Raw genomic sequence first — 20,327 nt, 5'->3', positions numbered from 1 at the left:
GGACCCCCGTCCGGCACTCACTGCCCCCTGGAGGCTCCGACCGCTCGCTGTCCGGCGCTCAGTGTCGCCTCGTCGCTGAGCTGCACCGGCATCGGCCGCACCTCGTCCCTCAGGGTGCCCATGCGCTCGTCGAGCGTCGCCGCCAGTCGGGCCGCATCGGCGAGCTCGCTCGCGAGGTTCGCAGGCATGTCGTGGCGGTACTTGTAGAACAGCTTGTGCTCGATGCTCGCCCAGAAGTCCATCGCCATGGTGCGGATCTGAAGCTCGACGGTGATGTGCTCGGTGGTGGAGGACAGGAAGACCGGCACCTTCACGATCAGGTGCAGCGACCGGTAGCCGTTGGGCTTGGGCTCGGCGACGTAGTCCTTGACCGTCACGATGGTGAGGTCGGGCTGCTGCGCGAGCATGTCGGCGACCCAGTACAGGTCGGAGACGAACGTCGCCGTGATCCGTATCCCGGCGATGTCGGCGATGCTCGCGCGCACGTCGTCGACGGTCGGGTCGCAGCCGATGCGGTGGGCCTTCGCGATGATGCTGTCCACGCTCTTGAGCCGCGACCGCACGTGCTCGATGGGGCTGTAGTCGTGGCTGCGCTCGAACTCTCGGCGCAGGATGTCGACCTTGGTGAGGACCTCGTCGATGCCGAACTGGTAGAGATCGCGCATGTGGGCGATCTCCTCCCTGGTGGCCTGCGCTCCGTCGTTCACGGCCGAGGCGGGGTCACCCTCACCGGCATCTCGTCCGGGGGCGGTCGATGCGCCGATGTCAGATTCGCCGATGTCAGATTCGCGGTGCACGGACGTGGCCTCCAGTCTGCATCCACGGTGTGGTCGCGGCGCTGCTCAGTGAACGCGTGACGCCTGGCAGGCGTGCCCGCTCTTGGCACCTCGCGGCGCGACTCACGTGGCACAGCAGGCAGCCGCGCCCTCGGGCGAACTTGCCGCGAGCGTGGCGAGCAGCTGCACCGGAGCTGCCACGGACTCGCAGCACAGTGTGTAGACGTTGGAGCGACCGCGCGGGGTGACGGTGACGAGCCCGTTCTCGCGCAGCGGCGCCAGATGATGGCTCACGAGGGTCTGGTGCAGGCCGGTGGCATCGGTCATCTCCCGGACGGTGTGCGGGCCTTCGGCGAGCAGGAGGGCGAGCTGGAGACGCGTCGGATCGCCGAGCGCGCGCAGCACGGGCGCCAACGCTTGAGCACGCTCGACGAGGTTCTCGGATGGGGACAAGTCCTGACGGGCCACACCGATGGTCGTATCCATGAGGCAAGTATGCCACGTTCGGCTTGCTATCAACAGCAACTGCTGTTATTAATAGCGCTATCGACTCATAGCGCTGGTGCTCACCAAGGAGAGAATCATGGGATCGCAGAGTTCATTGCCGGAGACGGGCCTTCCCGTCATCATCATCGGCGCCGGCCCCGTCGGCCTCGCTGCGGCGGCTCACGCCGTCGAGCGGGGCCTCGAACCTCTCGTCCTGGAGAGCGGGCAGCTGGCCGGGGCCGCGGTGCGCGAGTGGGCGCACATCTCGCTGTTCTCGCCGTGGAGCTTCGACATCGACGCGGCCTCCCGCCGCCTCCTCGTGCGAGACGGGTGGCAGGAGCCCGATGGCGACGGCATCCCCACCGGCGCGGACCTGGTGGAGCGCTACCTTGAACCGCTGTCCCGTGTGCCGGAGCTCGCGAGCCGCATCCGCTACGGAGCGCAGGTGCTCGGCGTCTCGCGCGAGGGCATCGACAAGACTCGGTCGATCGGACGAGAGCAGCACCCGCTCGTGGTGCGTGTGCAGACGGACGGCGGTGTCGAGGACATCACGGCGGCAGCGGTCATCGACGCGTCCGGGACCTGGCGCTCGCCGAACCCGCTGGGGGCGATGGGCATTCCGGCTCCGGGAGAGGCCGATGCTGGTCGCTGGCTGGTGGGAGGTCTGCCAGACGTGCGCGGCAAAGACCGGCACCGGTTCGCGGGTCAGCGCACTCTCGTGGCAGGACTGGGGCACTCGGCCGCGAACACGGTGCTCGCCCTCGTCGATCTCGCGGCCGAGGCGCCGGGGACCGAGATCGTCTGGGCGATTCGCGGTGACTCGCCGCAGCGGCTGTACGGCGGCGGCGAGGCGGACGAGCTCGCCGAGCGGGGTGCGTTGGGCACCCGTCTCAAGGAGGCCGTGGACTCGGGCGCCGTCACGCTGCTGCGCAGCTTCGCCATCACGGCCCTCGAGCCGACGGCCGACGGCCGTGTCACCGTGAGTGCGAGCGGGCCCGATGGCGCCCAGGCGGTGACGGTCGATGCGATCGCGGCGTCCACCGGTTTCCGGCCGGACCTCGGCGTCATCCGGGAGCTGCACCTCGATCTCGACCCCGTGACCGAAGCGCCGTCCCGGCTCGCGCCCCTCATCGACCCCAACTTCCACAGCTGCGGCACGGTCGCGCCGCACGGGGTCGACGTCCTGGCGCACCCGGAGTCGCACTTCTTCATCGTCGGCATGAAGAGCTACGGACGCGCGCCCACGTTCCTGCTCGCGACCGGATACGAGCAGGTGCGTTCCGTGGTGGCGGCGATCGCAGGCGACCACGAGGCCGCGCTCCGGGTGGAGCTCGCGCTGCCCGAATCGGGCGTGTGCTGCGCGTCCCCCGGCGTCAGCGCACCCGGGGTCCCCGCAGGCTTCGCGACTGGACTCGCGCACGGCCGCAGCGGCGAGCTCGCGACCGACCGAGTGGCAGTGCCGGTCGCGGCGACGCTCCTGCAGGTCGAGTCGTTGGGCGCGTCTCGGGACGCCTGCTGCGGCTAGGAGAACCGGCGGCGGTAGGTCGCGTTGGCGGCCACCACCGCGACCACGAGGATGCCGAGGCACCACCCGAGTGCGACCCACAGGTCGGTGCCCACCGGCTGCTCGGCGAGCAGAGCACGGATGGCGTCCACGATCGCCGTCACCGGCTGGTGCTCCGCGAAGGCGCGCACCGGACCGGGCATGGTCTCGGTGGGGACGAACGCCGAGCTGATGAACGGCAGGAAGATCAGCGGGTACGAGAACGCGATCGCGCCATCCTGAGTGGTGGCAGACAGTCCCGCGATGACCGCGAGCCACGTCAGCGCGAGCGTGAACAGCATCAGGATGCCCGCCACCGCCAGCCACGTCAGGACCCCGGCTCCTGAACGGAAGCCCATCCCGAGCGCGACGAGCACCACGACCGTCAGCGAGACGAGGGTGGACACCAGCGACGTCAGCACATGAGCCCACAGCAGCGACGATCGCGCGATCGGCATGGACCGGAGTCGTTCGACGATGCCGCCCTTGACGTCGAGGAACAGCCGATAGGCCGTGTAGGAGACTCCGGACGCGATCGTGATCAGCAGGATGCCGGGCAGGAGGTAGTCGACGTAGGAGTCCGACCCCGCGTCAATCGCCCCGCCGAACACGTACACGAACAGCAGCATGAACGCGATCGGCATGACCGCCGTCGTGATGATGGTGTCGGGACTGCGCAGGATATGACGCAGCGATCGGCCGGTGAGAGTGGACGTGTCGGCCACCAGGGCGGTCATGGCTGCTCCTTTGTGGCAGGGGAGTTCCGGTCCTGCCCCACGATGGCGAGGAAGACCTCCTCGAGGCTGGGCTGCTTCTCCACGTACTCGATGCGGGCGGGCGGGAGCAGGCCCTTCAACTCGGCGAGGGTGCCGTGCGCGATGATGCCTCCCTCGTGAAGAATGGCGATGCGATGGGCAAGGTGCTCGGCCTCGTCGAGGTACTGCGTGGTGAGCAGCACGGTCGTGCCGCCGTCGGCCAGGTCCTTGATGGTGGCCCACACCTCGAGGCGTGCCTCGGGGTCGAGTCCGGTGGTGGGCTCGTCGAGGAAGATCACCGGCGGGTCGCCGATGAGGCTCATCGCGATGTCCAGGCGACGGCGCATCCCACCCGAGTACGTGGCGACCGCGCGAGAGCCCGCATCGGTGAGCGAGAACCGGGCGAGAAGCGCATCGGCGATGTCGCCTGGGCGAGGAAGGTGGCGAAGCCTGGCGATCAGCACCAGGTTCTCGCGCCCGGTGAGAATCTCGTCGACTGCGGCGAACTGCCCCGTGAGGCTGATGGACTCGCGCACCTCCGTGGCCTGGGCGGCCACGTCGAGTCCGTTGACGCTGACGGTGCCGGCGTCCCCGGCGATCAGGGTCGACAGGATCTTCACGACGGTGGTCTTGCCTGCTCCGTTCGAGCCGAGCAGCGCGACGATGCTCCCCGGCGCCACGTCGAGGTCGACGCCACGCAGCACGTGCAGGTCGCGATACGACTTCTCGAGGCCGCGAATGCGAATCGCAGGCGCGGGCGCGGTCATGGCTGCTCCTCCTTCTCCGCGCGTGCGATCGCGTCAGCGAGGCGCGTGCGCTCCTTGCGGATCCAGCTGCCGCCGTCATAGTTCTCCATGAAGGTCTCGACGAAGTCGACGGGATCGGCACCCACGAGGTCGCGGATCGGCGTGCCCGCGGCCGCGCTCTGCTCGAGCAGGTCGGCGAGGTCGTGAAGCATCGCGATGAGGCTCCTGCCATCGCCCGTGGGGCCGATGTTCATGAGGTACCGCTCGATCGCGAGGGCGGTGTGGCGGTAGGCATCCGGCAGCTGCGTGATGCGGCTCCGGTACTCCTTGTAGCGCTTCTTGTCGCCGAGATCCCCGGTGACCTTCTCGATCCATCGTGCGGCCATGACTACTTCCCTTCGTTGCGGAGCTGTGCGAGTCGATCCGAGAGGAAGCTCCACGTCCTCCAGAAGTCGTCGAGGTACTCGGCGCCTCGAGCGTTGAGTGAGTACACCTTGCGCGGCGGACCCTTCTCCGACGGCACCTTCTCGACGTCGACGAGGCCGCGCTGCTCGACCCTGACGAGCAGGGCGTACACGGTTCCCTCAGCGATGTCGGCGAAGCCCTGCTCCCGCAGCCGTGCCGTGATCTCGTATCCGTACGCCGAGTTCACGGCCAGGATCGCGAGGACGAGGCCCTCGAGAGTGCCCTTGAGCATCTCCGTCATCTGCTTGCCCATGGCCGCCTCTCGCTAGTACTCAGTGATGCTTACTACCAGTACATAGTAACGCTGAATAGCGAGAGCGCAAGAGGGCCGATGCGCGAAGCGGACTGGAGCTGCCACCCACGCAGTCGGCGGCCGAGAGCGAGGCAGGGCGCCCCTGGACGCGCGGCGCGCAGTCGATCCGCTCAGCGGGTGGTGTGGGCTCCACCGTTGAGATGAAGGGTCTGTCCCGTGATGTGGCGCGCCTGCTCCGAAGCGAGAAAGGTCACCAGTGCGGCGACATCGGCAGGGCGGCCGGCTCGCTTGACGTGCGTGCGGTCCACGAGTCGGGCGCGTCGGTCATCGCTCATCCGTCCGCCGAACAGGTCGGTGCCATCGATGAAGCCGGGCGAGACGATGTTCGCGGTGATGTCTCGCGCACCCAGACGCTCGGATACGCCGGCGTTCCAGGCCGCGAGTCCTGCCTTGGCCGTGGAATACGCGTTGGCCGCATACTCGGCGCCGATCGATCCGATGCTCACGACCGAGCCACCGCGGCGGAGCTTCTCCTCGAGGGAGATGACGGTGAGCACCGCTCCCAGCAGGTTGGTCTTCAAGGTCGCCAGCCAGTGTCGCTGGTGATCGAGCACCGACGATGTGGCCGTCGCGGCCGACCCTACGAATCCTCCGGCATTGTTCACGATGACGTCGATGCCGTCGGGGAAGAGTCCAGGCAGCGAAGCGATGTCCTCCGGATCGCCCGCATCGACGACGGCGACGCGCGAGCCGATGCGCTCACCTGCGGCCTGGAGCCGATCGTGATCGCGACCCGTGATCGTCACGGCGTCGCCTGAGTCGGCGAATGCCTGCGCGATGGCGAACCCGATCCCACCGCTGCCGCCGGTGACCAGTACTTCCCTGCCCATGGTGTGTCCTTCCGTCGTGATGCGTTACGTTTAGACCTAAACATAGAAACTTCCGAGGATCAAGGGGAGGGGGTCAGGATGGGAATCTCGCCGCATCAGATCGCCGCAGCATGGCGGCAGGAGCGTCCGGAGACGTCGACTCGATCGATCACGGTGGTCTCTGCGATCAAGCGCGCGGCGCGGCAGCTGCAACGCGAACGCGAGCGCGTCCTCCACGAGCTCGGCGTCGACGCCGCCACGTTGGACCTGCTGAGCACCCTGCGACGGTCGGGGCCTGGGTACACCCTTTCCACGCGCGAACTCGCCGAGCAGACGCTTGTCTCGGCCGGGGCGATCTCCCAGCGCATCGCGCGAGCGGAGCGCAGCGACCTGGTGCGGCGGCGTCCTGCGGAGCAGGGGCGCACCGTGCTGGTGGCGCTCACCCCTGCCGGTCGCGCCTTGGTGGAGCGGGTGGTGGACAAGGTGCTGGAGGCCGACGACGGCGCCATCCAGTCGTTGACCGATGACGAGTTGGAACTGTTGCAGGACCTGCTCGCCAAGCTCAGGCTCTGAGTCGGGACCGTTCCGTCCACGGCCCGACCACCACTGCCGGACAGGGGGCCGATGCGCGCGGCAGGGGTCCATGAGCGCCGGACAGGGGGAAGGGGACGGGGAGAGCGACGGTGCCCCCGGCAGGACTCGAACCTGCAACCTACGGATTAGAAGGCCGTTGCTCTATCCATTGAGCTACGAGGGCGACGGGCGTGCGCGAGGCACGAATCCCCAGCGTACTGGCACCCTCGCCGCCCGGAAAAGCGGGCCCGCCCGCGCATCGGCCGTCCGCGCTCGCGTTATGGGGCGGAACCAGGCCTGACGATGTGAGGCGCGGGACGTGGGCACGGTAACCTGATCACTGCGCTCGCGGCACGCCTGCGCGAGGAGGAGGGACCGTACCGGCATGACGATCCGGCCGATCAAGACATGGTCGCATCCCGGCGCGCTCCTCGACGCTCTTGTGGACACCCGCGACGTCGTGGCGGGCATCGAGCTGCCGATCCCGCTGGGCGACGCCGAGAGCACCCGTGAGCTGCGCGCGCACATGCTCGACCAGCTCGATCACCACCTCATCCCGCGCGTGCGTGAAGAGGCGTCGCCCGCCATCGTGGTGGTGGCAGGGTCGACCGGAGCCGGCAAGTCCACGGTGGTGAATGCGCTGCTCGACGAGCAGCTCACGGCGTCGGGCGTGCTGCGCCCGACCACCAAGGTGCCGCACGTGTTCCACCACCCCCTCGACGCCGATGTGCTGAGCTCGATCGCGCACGAGGCCAAGGTGATCGCGACCGAGGCCGTGCCTCGCGGGCTTGCGCTGATCGACTCTCCCGACCTTGATTCGGTGCGCGGCGAGAACCGCCTCGTCGCCGAGCAGCTGCTCGAAGCCGCGGACCTGTGGATCTTCGTCACCACCGCCGCCCGCTACGGCGACGCGGTGCCGTGGGAGGCGCTTCGCCGCGGCGCCGAGCGCGGCGCATCCATCGCCATGGTGCTGAACCGAGTGACGGTCGACGTCGCGGCCCAGGTGCGGCGCGAGCTCGTGGACCGGCTGGCGAGCGAGTCGCTGGAGGCGCTGCCGCTGTTCGTGATCCCCGAGGACACCGAGGGTGGCGCGCGCCTGCCCCACGACGTCGTGGGGGGCCTGGGCCGGTGGCTCGAGGGCGTCGCCGCAGCCTCGGCCGCGACCATCGTCGAGCGCACCATGCACGGCGCCACCGAGTCTCTCAAGGAGTGGCTCGAGACCCTCGCCGAGCGCATGGACGACCAGGCCGCGGCTGCCAAGGAGGTCCGATCCGAGGTGCGCCGATGCGCGGCCCGGGCCGAGGCCGCAGGCGGGGACGCCTGGTACAAGGCCGTCCCGACCGGCTCTCTCGAGGCGCGCTGGGACACCGCGTGCGCCGAGGGCGGGCCTCTTCACAAGCTGCGCAACAGCGCCTGGGTGAAGCGTCGCAGCGCCCGCGAGCTGCGCGACGAGGCGCTGCGCGTGATCGAGATCGAGGTGATCGAGGCCGTCGAGGCGACCCTCGCCCGCGACGCCGACACCGCGTCCGAGGCCATGGTCACGGCGCTGACTCATGGGGACGAGTCGCCCGGCCGGTGGCTCGCGGCACAGCGGGACCCGCGCGACGCACGCGTGATGCGCGAGCGTCGCGCCGCCGACGCGACCCGCGCGTGGCTGTCCAAGATCCGTGAGCAGGTGATGCGCCTGCCGGGCGCCTCCCGAGGCGCCGAGGTGCTCGGTGAGGACGGGCTCGCGGCAACCCTCGCATCGGCCGCGCTGGGCGTCGAGCCGGCGCGCATGCTGCTGGGCACCCTCGTCACCCCCAGCCTGGGCGACGTCCTCCATCTGTCGCGTGCGGAGCTCACCGGCGCACGCCGGTACTGCATCAACCGCGAGGCGCTCGACATGATGCGTCCCACCGACGTCACCTCGCTGCTGCCCGAGGCCTCATCCTCGGTGCGCCTGCGTCGCGCCGAGCTCAGGGGCCTGATGTGAGCATCCAGTTCGAGCACGTCGAGCCGCCCTCCGAGACGACGGTGCTCGTCGAGCGGGTGGCGCGGCTGCGCTCGTCGATGGAGTGGGCGTCCGAGGCGATTCCCTCCGGTGTGCGCGAGGAGGTGCGCGCGACCATCGAACGGTGCGACCAGCGGCTCGCGATGGGAGTCGACTTCACGGTGGTCGCGCTCGCCGGCGGCACGGGGTCGGGGAAGTCCAGCCTGTTCAACGCGATCGTCGGACGCGAGTTCGCTGTGCCGGGCGTCGCCCGCCCCACCACGTCGCACGTGAGCGCGGCGGTGTGGGGGGACAGGGCCGATGCGCTGCTCGATTGGCTCGAGGTGTCACCTGATCGGCGGCTCGGGCGGGAGATCGACCAGCTCGACTCCGACGACGAGGCGACGCTGTCCGGCATGGTGCTGCTCGACCTGCCCGACCACGACTCGATCAACGCGGCGAACCGCGAGATCGTGGACCGCATCGTGCCGATGGCTGACCTGCTGCTGTGGGTGGTCGACCCGCAGAAGTACGCGGACCACGCGCTTCATCAGTTCTATCTCAAGGCTGCCTCCGAACGGGACCGGCCGTCCCTCGTCGTGCTGAATCACGTGGACCGGCTGTCCACCGAGGACGCCTGGGCCGTGGCGCGTGATCTGCAGCGCCTGCTCGCGGTTGACGGCATGACGCAGGTGCCGGTGATGCCGGTGTCCGCTCGCACAGGGCACGGTCTGGACATCCTGCGCGCCGAGCTGGCGGGCGCGGTGTCCGCGCGCACCGTCGCCGCCGAGGCGGTGCGGTCGGATCTGGTCAGCGCCGGTCGCTCGCTCGCGGGGGCGCTGGCGAAGGATGCCGACCCGCAGCTGCCCGATGTCGACGAGCTGGTCGCCGCGCTCGCTCGCGCCGCGGGCGTCGATGCCAGGGCCGATGCTGCGGCCGCGCGGGCGCGAGGCGCTCACGGAGAACTGAGCACCACGTGGCGAGCGCCGGTGCACACCGTCGAGCGCGAGCGTCTCGACTGGATCGACGCCGCGACCGAAGGACTCCCGGTCGCGTGGCGACGGGTGGTCTCCGAGGCCGTCGAGGGCGCCTCCGACCTGGCGCGCCGCATCGAGGAGTCGCTCGAGGACGCGCACTGGCCGACGATCGAGCCGGTGCATGGGTGGCGAGCACTGTTCGGGAAGGCCGCCGCCGCATCGTCCGCGCGCAGGCGCACGCTCGAGGTGGGACGTGCCGCTGTCAGGCGCGAGGTGCTGCCCGCCGTGCTGGAGCCCACCGAGACCATTCACCAGGCGTACCGGGCGCTCGATGAGCTCACCGAGCTCGACCAGGAGGGCGCCGCGTGAGCTCGCACCACCGCGTGATCGCGGTGCTGGGGGCCGGGAACATGGCCGGCGCGTTGGCGCAGCGATGGGCGTCGCTCGACCCCGCACCGGAGCTGCGACTCACCACGGGTTCCTCCCGTCCCGCGTGGGCGGACGGGCTCACGCACGTCTCGCATGTCCCCGTCGCTGACGTGCCGTCCGCGAATGTGGACGCCGTCGCCGAGGCCGACGTGGTGGTGCTGGGAGTCAAGCCCCACGCGATCGTGGCACTGGCGGGGGAGATCGCCGATGCACTCGCGCCGGGCGCGCTCGTCGTGTCCGTCGCGGGCGGTGTGCGGCTCGCGGACCTGGCGTCGGTGCTTCCCGCGGGCGCCGCGCTGGTGCGGACGATGCCGAACACGCCTGTGGCGGTGGGGCGTGGGGTGACGGCGTTCGCGGTCGCGCCCGGGGCGCCAGCGGGGACGAACGCGCGGGTGCACGAGTTGTTCGCGCCGACGGGCGCTGTCGAGGAGCTGGACGAAGACCTCATCGACGCCTTCTCCGCCGTGGTCGGCTCGGGTCCCGCCTATGTGTACGCCGTGATCGAGGCGATGAGGGAGGCCGCGGTCTCGCAGGGGCTGTCGCCCGAGCAGGCGGCGCGCATGGTGCCCGCGATGATCGGGGGAGCGGTGGCGTACCTCGAGTCGACCGGCCGTGAGCCCGGCGACCTGCGAGTCGAGGTCACGAGCCCGGGGGGATCGACCGCCGCCGCGCTGGGGGCCTTCGTGGAGCACGGGCTGGCCGAGGCGCTCGCCGCGGGGGTGGGCGCCGCGACCGCGCGTGCTCGCGAGCTCGGTCGCGGCTGAGCCGTCCGCTTCTCGGCCGCTGCCGCGGCCACCGTGGATCTGCCCGCCGTGCTTGGCGCGCGCTGTCCACACGTCCGCGTGCGCGCGCACCCTCCACCACATTCGCCTCGTGCCGAGGCGCGCCGACGCCGCATCGGGTCAGCCTGGGATCAGCCGCAGACAGCGGCACGAGTCGAGGAGGCAGCATGAAGGATCTGACCATGACGGTGACCGGGTGGGTCGCCACCGACCCGCGGCTGGTGGTGACGCGGGACGGGGAGGGGCCGCCCATGTGCACGTTCAGGCTCGCGCAGACGGCGCGGTACTTCGACCGCAGCACCGACAAGTGGACCGACGGCAACACGGAGTGGTTCACGGTGCGGGTGTTCCGCGACAGCGCGCGGCTCGTCGCGGAGTCGGTCCGCACGGGACAGCCGGTGATCGTCGAGGGACGGCTGCGCACGAACGAGTGGACCGATGCGCAGAAGGTGACGCACTGGGGCCTGCAGCTCGACGCCACGTGCGTGGGCCACGACCTCACCAAGGGCCTCGCGACCTTCACGCGCGCGGTCGTCTCCGGCGGCGAGGACGAGGCGCCGGAGGAGGAGCCGGTCGACTCGATTCCCGACGACGACACGGAGACGATCGCGGACCCGGCGCAGGACAGTGAGGATGCCGAGGAGGAGGTCGACGGGCGACCAGCGGCACTGGTGTGACCAGACTCCCCGCGCGTCGACAACCCCTCGTCGGCGCGCGGGGCTCCGCCGTCCCCTGCTCCCGTGAGGCGGTGAGCGCAGACCGCGTAGGCTGGTGGAGGCATGTCAGCAGGCGCATCGGCGCCACCCAAAGATCTCACGGAGTTGCAGTGGCAGAGTTCATCTACTCGATGTACAAGACGCGCAAGGCGCACGGCGACAAGGTCATCCTCGATGACGTCACGATGTCGTTCTACCCAGGCGCGAAGATCGGCATGGTCGGCCCCAACGGAGCCGGAAAGTCGACGATCCTCAAGATCATGGCGGGGCTCGAGCAGCCGTCCAATGGCGAGGCCCGACTCAGCGACGGGTACACGGTGGGCATCCTCCTCCAGGAGCCGCCGCTGAACGAAGAGAAGACCGTCCTCGGCAATGTCGAAGAGGGCGTGGCCGAGATCAAGGGCAAGCTCGACCGGTTCAACCAGATCTCCGAGGAGATGGCGAACCCCGACGCGGACTACGACACGCTGCTGGCCGAGATGGGCACTCTGCAGGAGGAGCTCGACCACGCCGACGCGTGGGACCTCGACAGCCAGCTCGAGCAGGCGATGGATGCACTCCGGTGCCCGCCAGCGGACGCCGACGTCTCGGTGCTGTCCGGTGGTGAGCGCAGGCGCGTGGCGCTGTGCAAGCTGCTGCTCGAGAAGCCCGACCTCCTGCTGCTCGACGAGCCCACCAACCACCTTGACGCCGAGTCCGTGCTGTGGCTCGAGCAGCACCTCGCGAAGTACTCCGGCGCGGTGCTGGCCGTCACTCACGACCGGTACTTCCTGGACCACGTCGCGCAGTGGATCTGCGAGGTCGACCGCGGCCACCTCTACCCCTACGAGGGCAACTACTCGACGTACCTCGAGAAGAAGCAGGAGCGCCTGGCCGTTCAGGGCAAGAAGGACGCCAAGCTGTCCAAGCGCCTCAAGGAGGAGCTCGAGTGGGTGCGCTCCAACGCGAAGGGCAAGCGCACCAAGTCCAAGGCCCGCCTGGGTCGCTACGAGGAGATGGCCGCCGAGGCCGAGCGCACCAAGAAGCTCGACTTCGAAGAGATTCAGATCCCGCCGGGCCCGCGTCTGGGCTCGCTGGTGCTGGAGGCCAAGGACCTCAACAAGGGGTTCGGCGACCGCACGCTCATCGACGGCCTGTCCTTCTCGCTGCCGCGCAACGGCATCGTCGGCGTGATCGGCCCCAACGGCGTGGGCAAGACCACGCTGTTCAAGACCATCGTCGGCCTGGAGCCGCTCGACGGCGGCGACCTCAAGATCGGCGAGACCGTCAAGGTCAGCTACGTCGACCAGAGCCGCGGCGGCATCGACCCCAAGAAGTCGCTGTTCGAGGTCGTCTCCGACGGTCTGGACTTCATCAAGGTGGGCAACGTCGAGATGCCGTCGCGTGCCTACGTGGGCGCGTTCGGATTCAAGGGGCCCGACCAGCAGAAGGCCGCCGGCGTGCTGTCCGGTGGAGAGCGCAACCGTCTGAACCTCGCGCTCACGCTCAAGGAGGGCGGCAACGTCCTGCTCCTCGACGAGCCCACCAACGACCTGGACGTCGAGACGCTCGGCTCGCTCGAGAACGCGCTCCTCGAGTTCCCCGGCTGCGCCGTGGTGGTCTCTCACGACCGGTGGTTCCTCGACCGCGTCGCGACCCACATCCTCGCCTACGAGGGCACCGACGAGAACCCGGCCAACTGGTACTGGTTCGAGGGCAACTTCGAGGCGTATGAGGAGAACAAGGTCGAGCGTCTGGGTGCCGATGCGGCCCGCCCGCACCGCGTGACCTACCGCAAGCTCACGCGCGACTGACGCGATTCGACAGCCCCCGGTGCCGCGAGGTGCCGGGGGCGTCGTCGTCTCCTGTCCGGCACTCATGGTCGCCTGTGGGGCGTGGCGACGCCCTATCCGGCACTGACTGTCGCCTAGGCCGCGCCGCCCGTCTCTTCCTGAGCGCGGTAGAGGACGGTGTGCGTCGGTTCTCGCGGCTCGCGACATCCTGGCGGGCACTCAGTGTCGTCGGGCCGCTACCGTGACGCCATGAGCCGCATCCACGTCCCCATCTCGCTGCGCTGGTCCGATCTCGACGCCTACGGCCACGTGAACAACGCCGAGATGCTACGGCTGCTCGAGGAAGCGCGCATTCGGGTCTTCTGGGCCGATGCGGGGGCTGGGGAAGGCGGGGATATCACCTCCACTGCGGTGATCGATGGCGGTCCTGGAGCGGACACCATTACCCTCATCGCCGGCCTGCAGATCGAGTACCTCGCGCCTGTGCCGTTTCTGCGCCGTCCCCTCGATGTCCAGCTGTGGATCGGTCGGCTCGGCGGAGCCAGCATCGAGATCTGCTACGAGGTGTGCTCGCCGATCGGGGCGGAGGAGCAGCAGATCTTCGCGCGCGCGTCGACCACGCTGGTGCTGATCGACGCGGAGTCGCAGCGCCCGCGCCGGCTGACGGAGGACGAGCGCGCCGCCTGGGGGCCGCACGTCGAGGACCCGGTGCAGTTCCGCAAGCGCTGAGCCCGCGCATCGGCCGGTGGTCGGGGAGTCGGGCGACACTCACGGTCCTGAACGATCCGCGGATCGCCTCACAGCGACACTCAGCGCCCGCTGGGGCGCCAAGGCGGGGATGGCGCGGGGGTGGTGCGACGGTGAGTGCCGGACAGAGCGTCGCCACGGGCCAGACCCGACAATGAGTGCCGGACAGGGGAGTGGGGAACGCGAAAGCGCCGGCCACCCCGAAGGGCAGCCGGCGCTCTCGATGAAGCAGGCGAGACTTACGCGGTGAGCGAGTCGACCCACTCCTGGTTCTCAGCGATCCAGTCGGCGACGACGGTCTCGAACTCGGACTCGTCGGCGTCGTTCAGCTTGTTCTCGAGGTCGTAGAGCAGCTCTGCGTCCATCGTGAAGTTGCTGAACCACTCGGCGACGTCAGGGAACTCCTCGGTGATGCCGGTGCGACCGTAGGTCACGATCTCCTCGGCCTCGCCCATGGCGCCCTCGGGGTCCTCGAGGTTCTTGATGTCGTACGCGCCGTAGGCCCAGTGCGGCTCCCACAGCGTCACGACGATGTTCTCGCCGTTCGACGTGGCGGTGTCGAGCTCCTGCAGCATGGCGGGGGTCGAGGAGGTGATGAACTCCATGCCCTCCAGGCCATAGGTCTCGATGGCGCCCTCGGTGGCGGCGGTCAGGCCGGCACCGGGCTCGATGCCGACGATGCGGTTGTCGAACTCGTCGGCGCTGTCAGCGAGCTCCGCGATGGTGTCGACGGGAGCATCGGAGTTCACGGCGATGGTGAGGGCGGCCGAGTCGAACCATGCACCCAGCTCCTCCATGTCGTCGCCGAACTCCTCGACGTAGGACTCGTGCGTGAGCGGCAGCCAGACGTCGGTGACGATGTCGTAGTCGCCGTCCGCCACGCCCTGGAAGACCGGGGCCGGGTCGGCGTACTCGAGCTCGACGTTGTAGCCCTGCTCCTCGAGCACGGCCTCCCACAGGAGGGAGGTGGCGACGGACTCGTCCCAGCCGTTGAAGACGGCCAGCGTGAGGTCGCCGCCCGCGGCGGCGTCAGTCTCTTCGCCCGCAGCGGTCGAGCCGTCGGTGGTCTCCTCGGCGGCGTCGTCATCGGCCGACGAGCAGCCGGCGAGAACGAGGCCCGAAGCTGCAGTCACCGCGAAAACGGTGGCAGTGCGCTTGAACATATGTTTCCTTTCCCAGCGTGCGGAATCTCCGCCGCCGTGAGCATCCCTGGCCGTGTCGTACGGCCCGATGCGCGCGACCGTTGGGGGAACGGCCGCGAGGTCTGTGGTGGTCGCGTCGGCATCACGCCGATGCGGGGGTGGGGTCAGGCCTTCGCGCCAGTCATCAGGTGCGGCTCGTCGTCCTGGGCGGCCATCGCCTCGAGGCGAGCCAGCTCGTCCTCGGTCTTCTTCGCACTGTGGCGGTTGCGCAGCCACGCGTACATGCCGAGTCCCTGACCGAACGAGCCGGTGAAGCGGTCGAGGATGATGGCGAGCACGACGACTGCGAGACCGGCCTCGAAGCCGAGCGGGTAGTCGAGCGAGCTCAGCGACCGCACGACGTCGCCACCCAGGCCGCCCGCGCCGACGAGGCCGGCGATGACGACCATCGAGAGCGACAGCATGATGATCTGGTTGATGCCGGCCATGATCGACGGCATCGCGAGGGGCAGCTGGATCTGGCGGAGGATGCGACGCGGGGAGGCGCCGAAGGCCTGACCGGCCTCGACCACTTCCTTGTCCACGCCACGGATGCCCAGCTCGGTGAGCCGCACGCCCGGCGCCATCGCGAACAGGATGGTCGCGAAGATGCCAGGAGCGACGCCCACCCGCAGCAGCGCGAGCGCCGGCATGAGGTAGACGAAAGCGGGCATCGTCTGCAGGAAGTCCATGATGGGTTTGAGGATCGCGGACACGGTGTCGTTGCGCGCGGCCCAGATGCCCAGCGGAATCGAGAGGGCGATGGCGATGAACGCGGCGACGATCACCAGCGCGAGCGTGTCGACCGCGTTGTCCCACTGGCCGACGCTCACGATGAACAGCAGGCCCACGGTGACGCCGATCGCGAACTTCCAGCCGCGTGCGAACAATCCCGCGAGCGCGAGAACCGCGATGATGGCGAGAGTAGGCGGCGAGGAGAACAGCCAGTCCATGCCGTCATACATGCCCTTGAAGGTGGAGCGCATGCCTTCGAAGAAGACTTCGAGGTTGATCTCGATCCACTCGAGACCCTCATTGATCCAGTTGCCGACGGGGATGCGGAAGTCCATCACACGCCTCCCTTCGTCGTGGTGGAGCCGAGCACTTTGTCGACCACCGAGGTGGGCAGCGGGTCGACGCGCGGAATCGCGGACGATGCGGCCTCGGGCTCACCGCCCAGAGTGGCGAGCAGGGTCACGCGGGGGATGACCCCCACCAGGCGGCCGCGGTCGTCGGCGACGCCGAGCGGAAGCGCGGCCTCGAGCGACGGGATGAACAGGTCGGCCAGCGGGGTGTCCGTCCCGACGGCGCCGTGGTCGGTCTTGATCGCGGGGGTGAGCGACTTCTCGCCGCTGCGCACCAGGTCCAGGACGTCGCGGTCGCGCACCCAGCCCACGAGGGTCCGGTCGCGCTTGGTGACGTAGGCCGCGGACATCTGCTCGTCGCGCATGGTGGCGAGGGCGGCGTGCGGGCCTCCGCTCTCGTGGATGACCACGCGGGGCTTGCGCATGACCGACTCGGCGGTCAGCACCTTGGTGCGGTCCACGTCCTGCACGAACTGCTCGACGTAGTCGTTCGCCGGGTTGGTGAGGATGTCCTCGGGCGAGCCGATCTGCACGATGCGGCCGTCACGCATGACCGCGATCCGGTCGCCGATGTACATGGCCTCGTTGAGGTCGTGGGTGATGAACACGATGGTCTTGTTCAGCTCGGACTGGAGCTCCAGGAGCTGATCCTGCATCTCGCGCCGGATCAACGGGTCGAGAGCGGAGAACGCCTCGTCCATGAGCAGCACGTCGGTGTCCGCGGCGAGCGCCCGGGCGAGGCCCACGCGCTGCTGCATTCCACCGGACAGCTGCGAGGGGAACTTCTCCTCCCAGCCGGCCAGGCCCACGATGTCGGTGACCTGGCGGGCCCGACGCAGGCGCTCGTCGCGCGACTTGCCCTGGATCTCGAGGCCGTACGCGACGTTGTCGATCACGGTGCGGTGGGGGAGCAGCGCGAAGTGCTGGAACACCATCGACACCCGGTGGCGCCGCAGGTCCCGCAGGTGCGACGTGCTCGCGTCGGTGATGGAGTCGTCGCCGATCTGGACGGTGCCCGCGGTCGCCGGCTGAAGGCCGTTGAGCGTGCGGATCAGGGTCGACTTTCCGGAGCCGGAGAGGCCCATGACGACGAAGATCTCGCCGCGCTTGACCTCGAAGGAGGCGTCGATCACGGCGGCGGTGGCGCCGCCGAGGTCGTCTCGCGAGGCGCCGTCACGAAGGCGCCGCACGGCGTCGTCGGGATGCTTCCCGAAGACCTTGTACAGTCCGTCAGCGCGCAAGGCGATGCTGTCGTTCACTCGTTACCTCAGCTCCCCGTGGTGACACGGGCGTCGTTGGAGGACTCGGTGGGACGAGGGGACTCGCAGCCGTCGTACGGCAGTCACGGGCCCGCGTGGCAACGACGTGGTGCCGTCGCCATCGCTCGCCGCCAGGGCGCGCTCCACGTTCGGGCGCAGCCATGAGGCCTGGGCTGGTCATTGGCGCTTCGGTCGCGACTGACGCGGACCCCGAAACGGCTACTCGACGCTATCAACCCCGCGGGGGGAATCTCAAACGGTGGGGCGGAGGAGGGCCGATGCGCGGGCTGAGTACGGCGGCAACATGCCTGCTAAACATGGCCTCGGTCGGTCATGGTCACGTTTTGGTAAAGGGTTGAGATCGAGTCGGAAAAGTCCGGTCCGTGTCGCTCCACCGCGCCACGAGGCCTTCCGGAGGCGTCACTCCGGCATGCGGATCATGCCCTCCTGCGACGCCGACGCCACGAGGCGTCCGTCCTCAGAGAACACCCATGTGCCGCCGAGACCGCGGCCACCCTGGGCCGTCGGAGCGTCCTGCACGTACAGCAGCCACTCATCGGCGCGAGCGGGGCGGTGCCACCACATCGCGTGGTCCAGGCTCGCAAAGTTCAGGCCAGGCGTCATCCACGACGCGCCGTGGCGGCGCAGCAGCGGCTCGAGCATCACCTGGTCGCACTGGAACGCCAGCAGCGCGCGGTGCAGCAGGTCCGAGCCCTCGATCGGCCGGCGCAGCCGGATCCAGGTGGTCTGGTACTGCTTGGGTCGCTTGTCCGGCTGGAGCAGCAGCGAGCCCTCGACGTGGCGCAGGTCGAACGGCGTGCGCTTGAGCCAGTAGTCCGCCCGTGCGTCGCCGACGAAGGGCGCGAGGATGTCGACGGACGAGACCACCGCATCGGGCCCCGGCACCTCGGGCATGCTCACGGCGTGCTCTGGCCCGTGCTGGGGCAGCTGGAACGAGGCGATCATCGACAGGATCGGCTTCCCGTCCTGGAAGGCGTGGGTGCGCCGAGCCGAGAAGGAGCGGCCGTCGCGCAGGTTCTCCACCTCGAAGGTGATGGGGCGCGACGCGTCGCCGGGTCGCAGGAAGTATCCGTGCATCGAGTGCATCGGCCGCGCGTCGTCGACGGTGTGACCGGCGGCCAGGAGCGCCTGCGCGAGCACCTGCCCGCCGTACGCGCGACCGCCGGGCATCGGCAGCGAGTCGCCCTCGAACTCGGTCTCGCCCAGCCTGCGGAGGTCGAGCACGGCCATCCCGGATGCGACGGCCTCCTTGGCCCAGATGTCCTCGACGTGGTCCATCAGTGCTCCTCAGATTCGGTTTCGACTAGTCGTGCTGGCCGGACTCGGGGGCCGGCGTGGGCTCGAACGTGTTGATCATCGAGTGGGCGGCCCGCTCGAGGTAGTCCATCAGCGTGACCGCGTGCAACGGCGCGAGGTCGGCCGATGCGACGGCGTCCCGCATGAGCGCGATCCAGTGGTCGCGCGCCTCGGGGTTGACGTGGAAGGGCTGGTGCCGCATGCGAAGGCGGGGGTGGCCGCGTTGGTCCGAGTAGGTGGTGGGGCCGCCCCAGTACTGCTCGAGGAACATCGTGAGCCGCTGGGTCGCGCCCTCCATGTCGTCTGTGGGGTACATGGGCGCCAGCACCGGGTCCTCGGCGACTCCCGCGTAGAAGCGGCGGACGATCCGCTCGAAGGTCGCGTGGCCGCCCACGGCGTCGTAGAAGCTCTGGCCCTCGGCCTGGGGCGCGCCGGCCCCGACGTTCATTCCTGGCGTGGTCATGTCAGTCCTCGTCATTCGAGGGGGGAAGCGGGCGGCCGTCCTCGCCCTTGGGGGCGGTGTCGGACCCCGGACGAGCGGAGTCGTGCAGTAGCACCTTGTCCGGGTTGGCCTTCGAGTCGAACATCATCGCCTCGCCGGGCACCGCGAGCGAGATCCCGCGCTCGGCGAACAGCCTGCGCATCTGGCGGTGCACCTCGCGCTGCACGTCCCACTGGGTGGCGGGGTTCACCTGGCACATGAGGCGCAGCATGATCGCGTTGTACTCCAGCGACTCGATGCCCGCGACCTCGGGCTCGCCCAACAACGCCGCGGCGACCTCCTCGCGCTCCCGCTTGGCGGCCAGGACGGCGTCGATCATGGCCTGACGTGCGGCCTCGACGTCCGTGTCGTAGGCGAAGCGCACCTCGATCATGGCGCGGCTCCACATGCGAGTCATGTTGCCGACGCGACGGATCTCGCCGTTGGGGACGTACCAGACGGTGCCGTCGAGCGATCGGAGCCGCGTGCACCGCAGTCCCACCTCTTCGACCGCGCCGGTCGCCTCGCCCAGGTCCACCACGTCGCCCACGCCGTACTGGTCCTCCATCAGCATGAAGGTGCCGGAGAGGATGTCCTTGACCAGCGACTGGGCTCCGAAGCCGAGCGCGACGCCGAGGATTCCGGCCGATGCGAGCATCGGCCCCACGGGCACGCCCACCACGGCCAGTCCGGTCATCAGCACGAGCAGAATGAGAACGACAGCGAGTGCGGACTTGAGCACCCTGCGCAGAGTGCCGGCGCGCTGTCGACGCCGCTCGGCCTCCAGCCGCTCCTCGATCGTGTCAGGATCCGGAAGCTTGATGCGCGCCTTCGACAGCGCCCGGCGGGCACGGGCGTCGGTCAGCGGCGCCCCGCGCTCCATCGCTCGGGTGAACCCGTTGATCGCGGCGCGTCCCACGAACCACAGGACGAGGACCACTACCAGCATGATGCCGAAGCCGATCAGGTTCTGTGACACGTCGCTCAGCCATTCCCCCAGTTCCTCGCCCGTGGGCAGGTCATCACCAGGGGCGGTCGTCGTGTCGGGGTCGGTCGTCAGATGCAGCACGCCTCCCAGGGTAACCATCGCGCGGGCCGTGGTCCGCGCATCGGCCGTGCTGTGCCTTTCGAGCGTGCGGCGCA

The 20,327-nt window shown here is 69.4% G+C and carries 21 protein-coding genes and 1 tRNA gene; 8 read left to right on the top strand and 14 right to left on the bottom strand.

Going from position 1 to position 20,327, the window contains the following annotated elements:
- Positions 1–17: 17 nt before the first annotated feature.
- The gene (locus QQX02_RS02655) at positions 18–797 is read right to left on the bottom strand and encodes a GTP pyrophosphokinase (protein WP_301141048.1); all 780 of its coding nucleotides are present in this window, start codon (positions 795–797) and stop codon (positions 18–20) included.
- Between the two features lie 102 nt (positions 798–899).
- Positions 900–1,262: an ArsR/SmtB family transcription factor gene (locus QQX02_RS02650; RefSeq protein WP_301141046.1), complete on the bottom strand. Its 363-nt coding sequence runs from the start codon at positions 1,260–1,262 to the stop codon at positions 900–902.
- A gap of 97 nt (positions 1,263–1,359) precedes the next feature.
- On the opposite strand from QQX02_RS02650, the gene QQX02_RS02645 reads away from it, so the two are divergent.
- Entirely contained in the window at positions 1,360–2,787 is a 1,428-nt protein-coding gene (locus QQX02_RS02645; RefSeq protein ID WP_301141044.1) for an NAD(P)-binding domain-containing protein, read from the top strand.
- Here the strand turns inward: QQX02_RS02645 and QQX02_RS02640 are convergent.
- From QQX02_RS02640 to QQX02_RS02620, 5 genes are all read right to left on the bottom strand, one after another.
- Positions 2,784–3,542, bottom strand: coding sequence for an ABC transporter permease (locus tag QQX02_RS02640; RefSeq protein ID WP_301141043.1), 759 nt, complete (start codon positions 3,540–3,542; stop codon positions 2,784–2,786). The genes QQX02_RS02645 and QQX02_RS02640 overlap by 4 nt on opposite strands.
- Positions 3,539–4,327, bottom strand: a complete 789-nt coding sequence (locus QQX02_RS02635) for an ABC transporter ATP-binding protein (RefSeq protein ID WP_301141042.1) — start codon at positions 4,325–4,327, stop codon at positions 3,539–3,541. The genes QQX02_RS02640 and QQX02_RS02635 overlap by 4 nt, the downstream gene beginning before the upstream one ends.
- Positions 4,324–4,692 carry a DUF1048 domain-containing protein gene (locus QQX02_RS02630; protein ID WP_301141040.1) on the bottom strand — a complete coding sequence of 123 codons (369 nt, stop codon included), beginning with the start codon at positions 4,690–4,692 and terminating at the stop codon, positions 4,324–4,326. The genes QQX02_RS02635 and QQX02_RS02630 overlap by 4 nt, the downstream gene beginning before the upstream one ends.
- Before the next feature lie 2 nt (positions 4,693–4,694).
- Positions 4,695–5,024 (bottom strand): PadR family transcriptional regulator, encoded by a 330-nt coding sequence (locus QQX02_RS02625; protein ID WP_301141039.1) that lies wholly within the window; start codon positions 5,022–5,024, stop codon positions 4,695–4,697.
- 170 nt (positions 5,025–5,194) lie between these two features.
- Positions 5,195–5,914: an SDR family NAD(P)-dependent oxidoreductase gene (locus QQX02_RS02620; protein ID WP_301141038.1), complete on the bottom strand. Its 720-nt coding sequence runs from the start codon at positions 5,912–5,914 to the stop codon at positions 5,195–5,197.
- A 78-nt stretch (positions 5,915–5,992) separates the two neighbouring features.
- On the opposite strand from QQX02_RS02620, the gene QQX02_RS02615 reads away from it, so the two are divergent.
- Positions 5,993–6,466, top strand: a complete 474-nt coding sequence (locus tag QQX02_RS02615; protein WP_301141037.1) for a MarR family winged helix-turn-helix transcriptional regulator — start codon at positions 5,993–5,995, stop codon at positions 6,464–6,466.
- 111 nt (positions 6,467–6,577) lie between these two features.
- On the opposite strand, the gene QQX02_RS02610 is transcribed toward QQX02_RS02615, so the two are convergent.
- Positions 6,578–6,650: transfer RNA gene (locus QQX02_RS02610), tRNA-Arg, on the bottom strand.
- A gap of 201 nt (positions 6,651–6,851) precedes the next feature.
- On the opposite strand from QQX02_RS02610, the gene QQX02_RS02605 reads away from it, so the two are divergent.
- The 6 genes from QQX02_RS02605 to QQX02_RS02580 all read left to right on the top strand — a co-directional run bounded on the left by QQX02_RS02605 (position 6,852) and on the right by QQX02_RS02580 (position 13,843).
- Positions 6,852–8,441, top strand: a complete 1,590-nt coding sequence (locus QQX02_RS02605; RefSeq protein WP_301141036.1) for a zeta toxin family protein — start codon at positions 6,852–6,854, stop codon at positions 8,439–8,441.
- Entirely contained in the window at positions 8,438–9,784 is a 1,347-nt protein-coding gene (locus QQX02_RS02600) for a GTPase (RefSeq protein ID WP_301141035.1), read from the top strand. The genes QQX02_RS02605 and QQX02_RS02600 overlap by 4 nt, the downstream gene beginning before the upstream one ends.
- Complete coding sequence (gene proC / locus QQX02_RS02595) at positions 9,781–10,608, top strand: pyrroline-5-carboxylate reductase (protein ID WP_301141033.1); 828 nt, start codon at positions 9,781–9,783, stop codon at positions 10,606–10,608. Before QQX02_RS02600 ends, proC begins: the two co-directional genes overlap by 4 nt.
- A 185-nt stretch (positions 10,609–10,793) precedes the next feature.
- Entirely contained in the window at positions 10,794–11,303 is a 510-nt protein-coding gene (locus QQX02_RS02590) for a single-stranded DNA-binding protein (protein ID WP_301141032.1), read from the top strand.
- A 149-nt stretch (positions 11,304–11,452) separates the two neighbouring features.
- On the top strand, positions 11,453–13,135 hold the full coding sequence (ettA, locus tag QQX02_RS02585; protein ID WP_301141031.1) for an energy-dependent translational throttle protein EttA: 1,683 nt from the start codon (positions 11,453–11,455) through the stop codon (positions 13,133–13,135).
- A gap of 228 nt (positions 13,136–13,363) precedes the next feature.
- Positions 13,364–13,843, top strand: coding sequence for an acyl-CoA thioesterase (locus tag QQX02_RS02580; RefSeq protein WP_301141029.1), 480 nt, complete (start codon positions 13,364–13,366; stop codon positions 13,841–13,843).
- Between the two features lie 257 nt (positions 13,844–14,100).
- On the opposite strand, the gene QQX02_RS02575 is transcribed toward QQX02_RS02580, so the two are convergent.
- From QQX02_RS02575 to QQX02_RS02550, 6 genes are all read right to left on the bottom strand, one after another.
- Positions 14,101–15,024 (bottom strand): glycine betaine ABC transporter substrate-binding protein, encoded by a 924-nt coding sequence (locus QQX02_RS02575; protein ID WP_301141028.1) that lies wholly within the window; start codon positions 15,022–15,024, stop codon positions 14,101–14,103.
- Positions 15,025–15,167: 143 nt separating this feature from the next.
- Positions 15,168–16,112, bottom strand: a complete 945-nt coding sequence (locus tag QQX02_RS02570; protein ID WP_301141027.1) for an ABC transporter permease — start codon at positions 16,110–16,112, stop codon at positions 15,168–15,170.
- On the bottom strand, positions 16,112–17,386 hold the full coding sequence (locus QQX02_RS02565) for a quaternary amine ABC transporter ATP-binding protein (RefSeq protein WP_301141025.1): 1,275 nt from the start codon (positions 17,384–17,386) through the stop codon (positions 16,112–16,114). The genes QQX02_RS02570 and QQX02_RS02565 overlap by 1 nt, the downstream gene beginning before the upstream one ends.
- A gap of 420 nt (positions 17,387–17,806) precedes the next feature.
- Positions 17,807–18,685: an acyl-CoA thioesterase gene (locus QQX02_RS02560; RefSeq protein ID WP_301141024.1), complete on the bottom strand. Its 879-nt coding sequence runs from the start codon at positions 18,683–18,685 to the stop codon at positions 17,807–17,809.
- 25 nt (positions 18,686–18,710) lie between these two features.
- Entirely contained in the window at positions 18,711–19,166 is a 456-nt protein-coding gene (locus QQX02_RS02555; RefSeq protein WP_301141022.1) for a globin, read from the bottom strand.
- Between the two features lies 1 nt (position 19,167).
- Positions 19,168–20,253: a mechanosensitive ion channel family protein gene (locus tag QQX02_RS02550; protein ID WP_301141021.1), complete on the bottom strand. Its 1,086-nt coding sequence runs from the start codon at positions 20,251–20,253 to the stop codon at positions 19,168–19,170.
- Positions 20,254–20,327 lie beyond the last annotated feature (74 nt).

Source organism: Demequina muriae (assembly GCF_030418295.1).
GTDB lineage: Bacteria > Actinomycetota > Actinomycetes > Actinomycetales > Demequinaceae > Demequina > Demequina muriae.
Note: the sequence above shows the minus strand (reverse complement) of the source record. Positions and strands in the feature narration are given on the sequence as shown.

Excerpts from the sequence above, each read along its gene's own strand:
- QQX02_RS02650 (WP_301141046.1), bottom strand. The coding sequence starts at position 1,262 with ATGGATACGACCATCGGTGTGGCCCGTCAGGACTTGTCCCCATCCGAG.
- QQX02_RS02645 (WP_301141044.1), top strand. The coding sequence starts at position 1,360 with ATGGGATCGCAGAGTTCATTGCCGGAGACGGGCCTTCCCGTCATCATC.
- QQX02_RS02640 (WP_301141043.1), bottom strand. The coding sequence starts at position 3,542 with ATGACCGCCCTGGTGGCCGACACGTCCACTCTCACCGGCCGATCGCTG.
- QQX02_RS02635 (WP_301141042.1), bottom strand. The coding sequence starts at position 4,327 with ATGACCGCGCCCGCGCCTGCGATTCGCATTCGCGGCCTCGAGAAGTCG.
- QQX02_RS02630 (WP_301141040.1), bottom strand. The coding sequence starts at position 4,692 with ATGGCCGCACGATGGATCGAGAAGGTCACCGGGGATCTCGGCGACAAG.
- QQX02_RS02625 (WP_301141039.1), bottom strand. The coding sequence starts at position 5,024 with ATGGGCAAGCAGATGACGGAGATGCTCAAGGGCACTCTCGAGGGCCTC.
- QQX02_RS02620 (WP_301141038.1), bottom strand. The coding sequence starts at position 5,914 with ATGGGCAGGGAAGTACTGGTCACCGGCGGCAGCGGTGGGATCGGGTTC.
- QQX02_RS02615 (WP_301141037.1), top strand. The coding sequence starts at position 5,993 with ATGGGAATCTCGCCGCATCAGATCGCCGCAGCATGGCGGCAGGAGCGT.
- QQX02_RS02605 (WP_301141036.1), top strand. The coding sequence starts at position 6,852 with ATGACGATCCGGCCGATCAAGACATGGTCGCATCCCGGCGCGCTCCTC.
- QQX02_RS02590 (WP_301141032.1), top strand. The coding sequence starts at position 10,794 with ATGAAGGATCTGACCATGACGGTGACCGGGTGGGTCGCCACCGACCCG.
- QQX02_RS02580 (WP_301141029.1), top strand. The coding sequence starts at position 13,364 with ATGAGCCGCATCCACGTCCCCATCTCGCTGCGCTGGTCCGATCTCGAC.
- QQX02_RS02575 (WP_301141028.1), bottom strand. The coding sequence starts at position 15,024 with ATGTTCAAGCGCACTGCCACCGTTTTCGCGGTGACTGCAGCTTCGGGC.
- QQX02_RS02570 (WP_301141027.1), bottom strand. The coding sequence starts at position 16,112 with ATGGACTTCCGCATCCCCGTCGGCAACTGGATCAATGAGGGTCTCGAG.
- QQX02_RS02560 (WP_301141024.1), bottom strand. The coding sequence starts at position 18,685 with ATGGACCACGTCGAGGACATCTGGGCCAAGGAGGCCGTCGCATCCGGG.
- QQX02_RS02555 (WP_301141022.1), bottom strand. The coding sequence starts at position 19,166 with ATGACCACGCCAGGAATGAACGTCGGGGCCGGCGCGCCCCAGGCCGAG.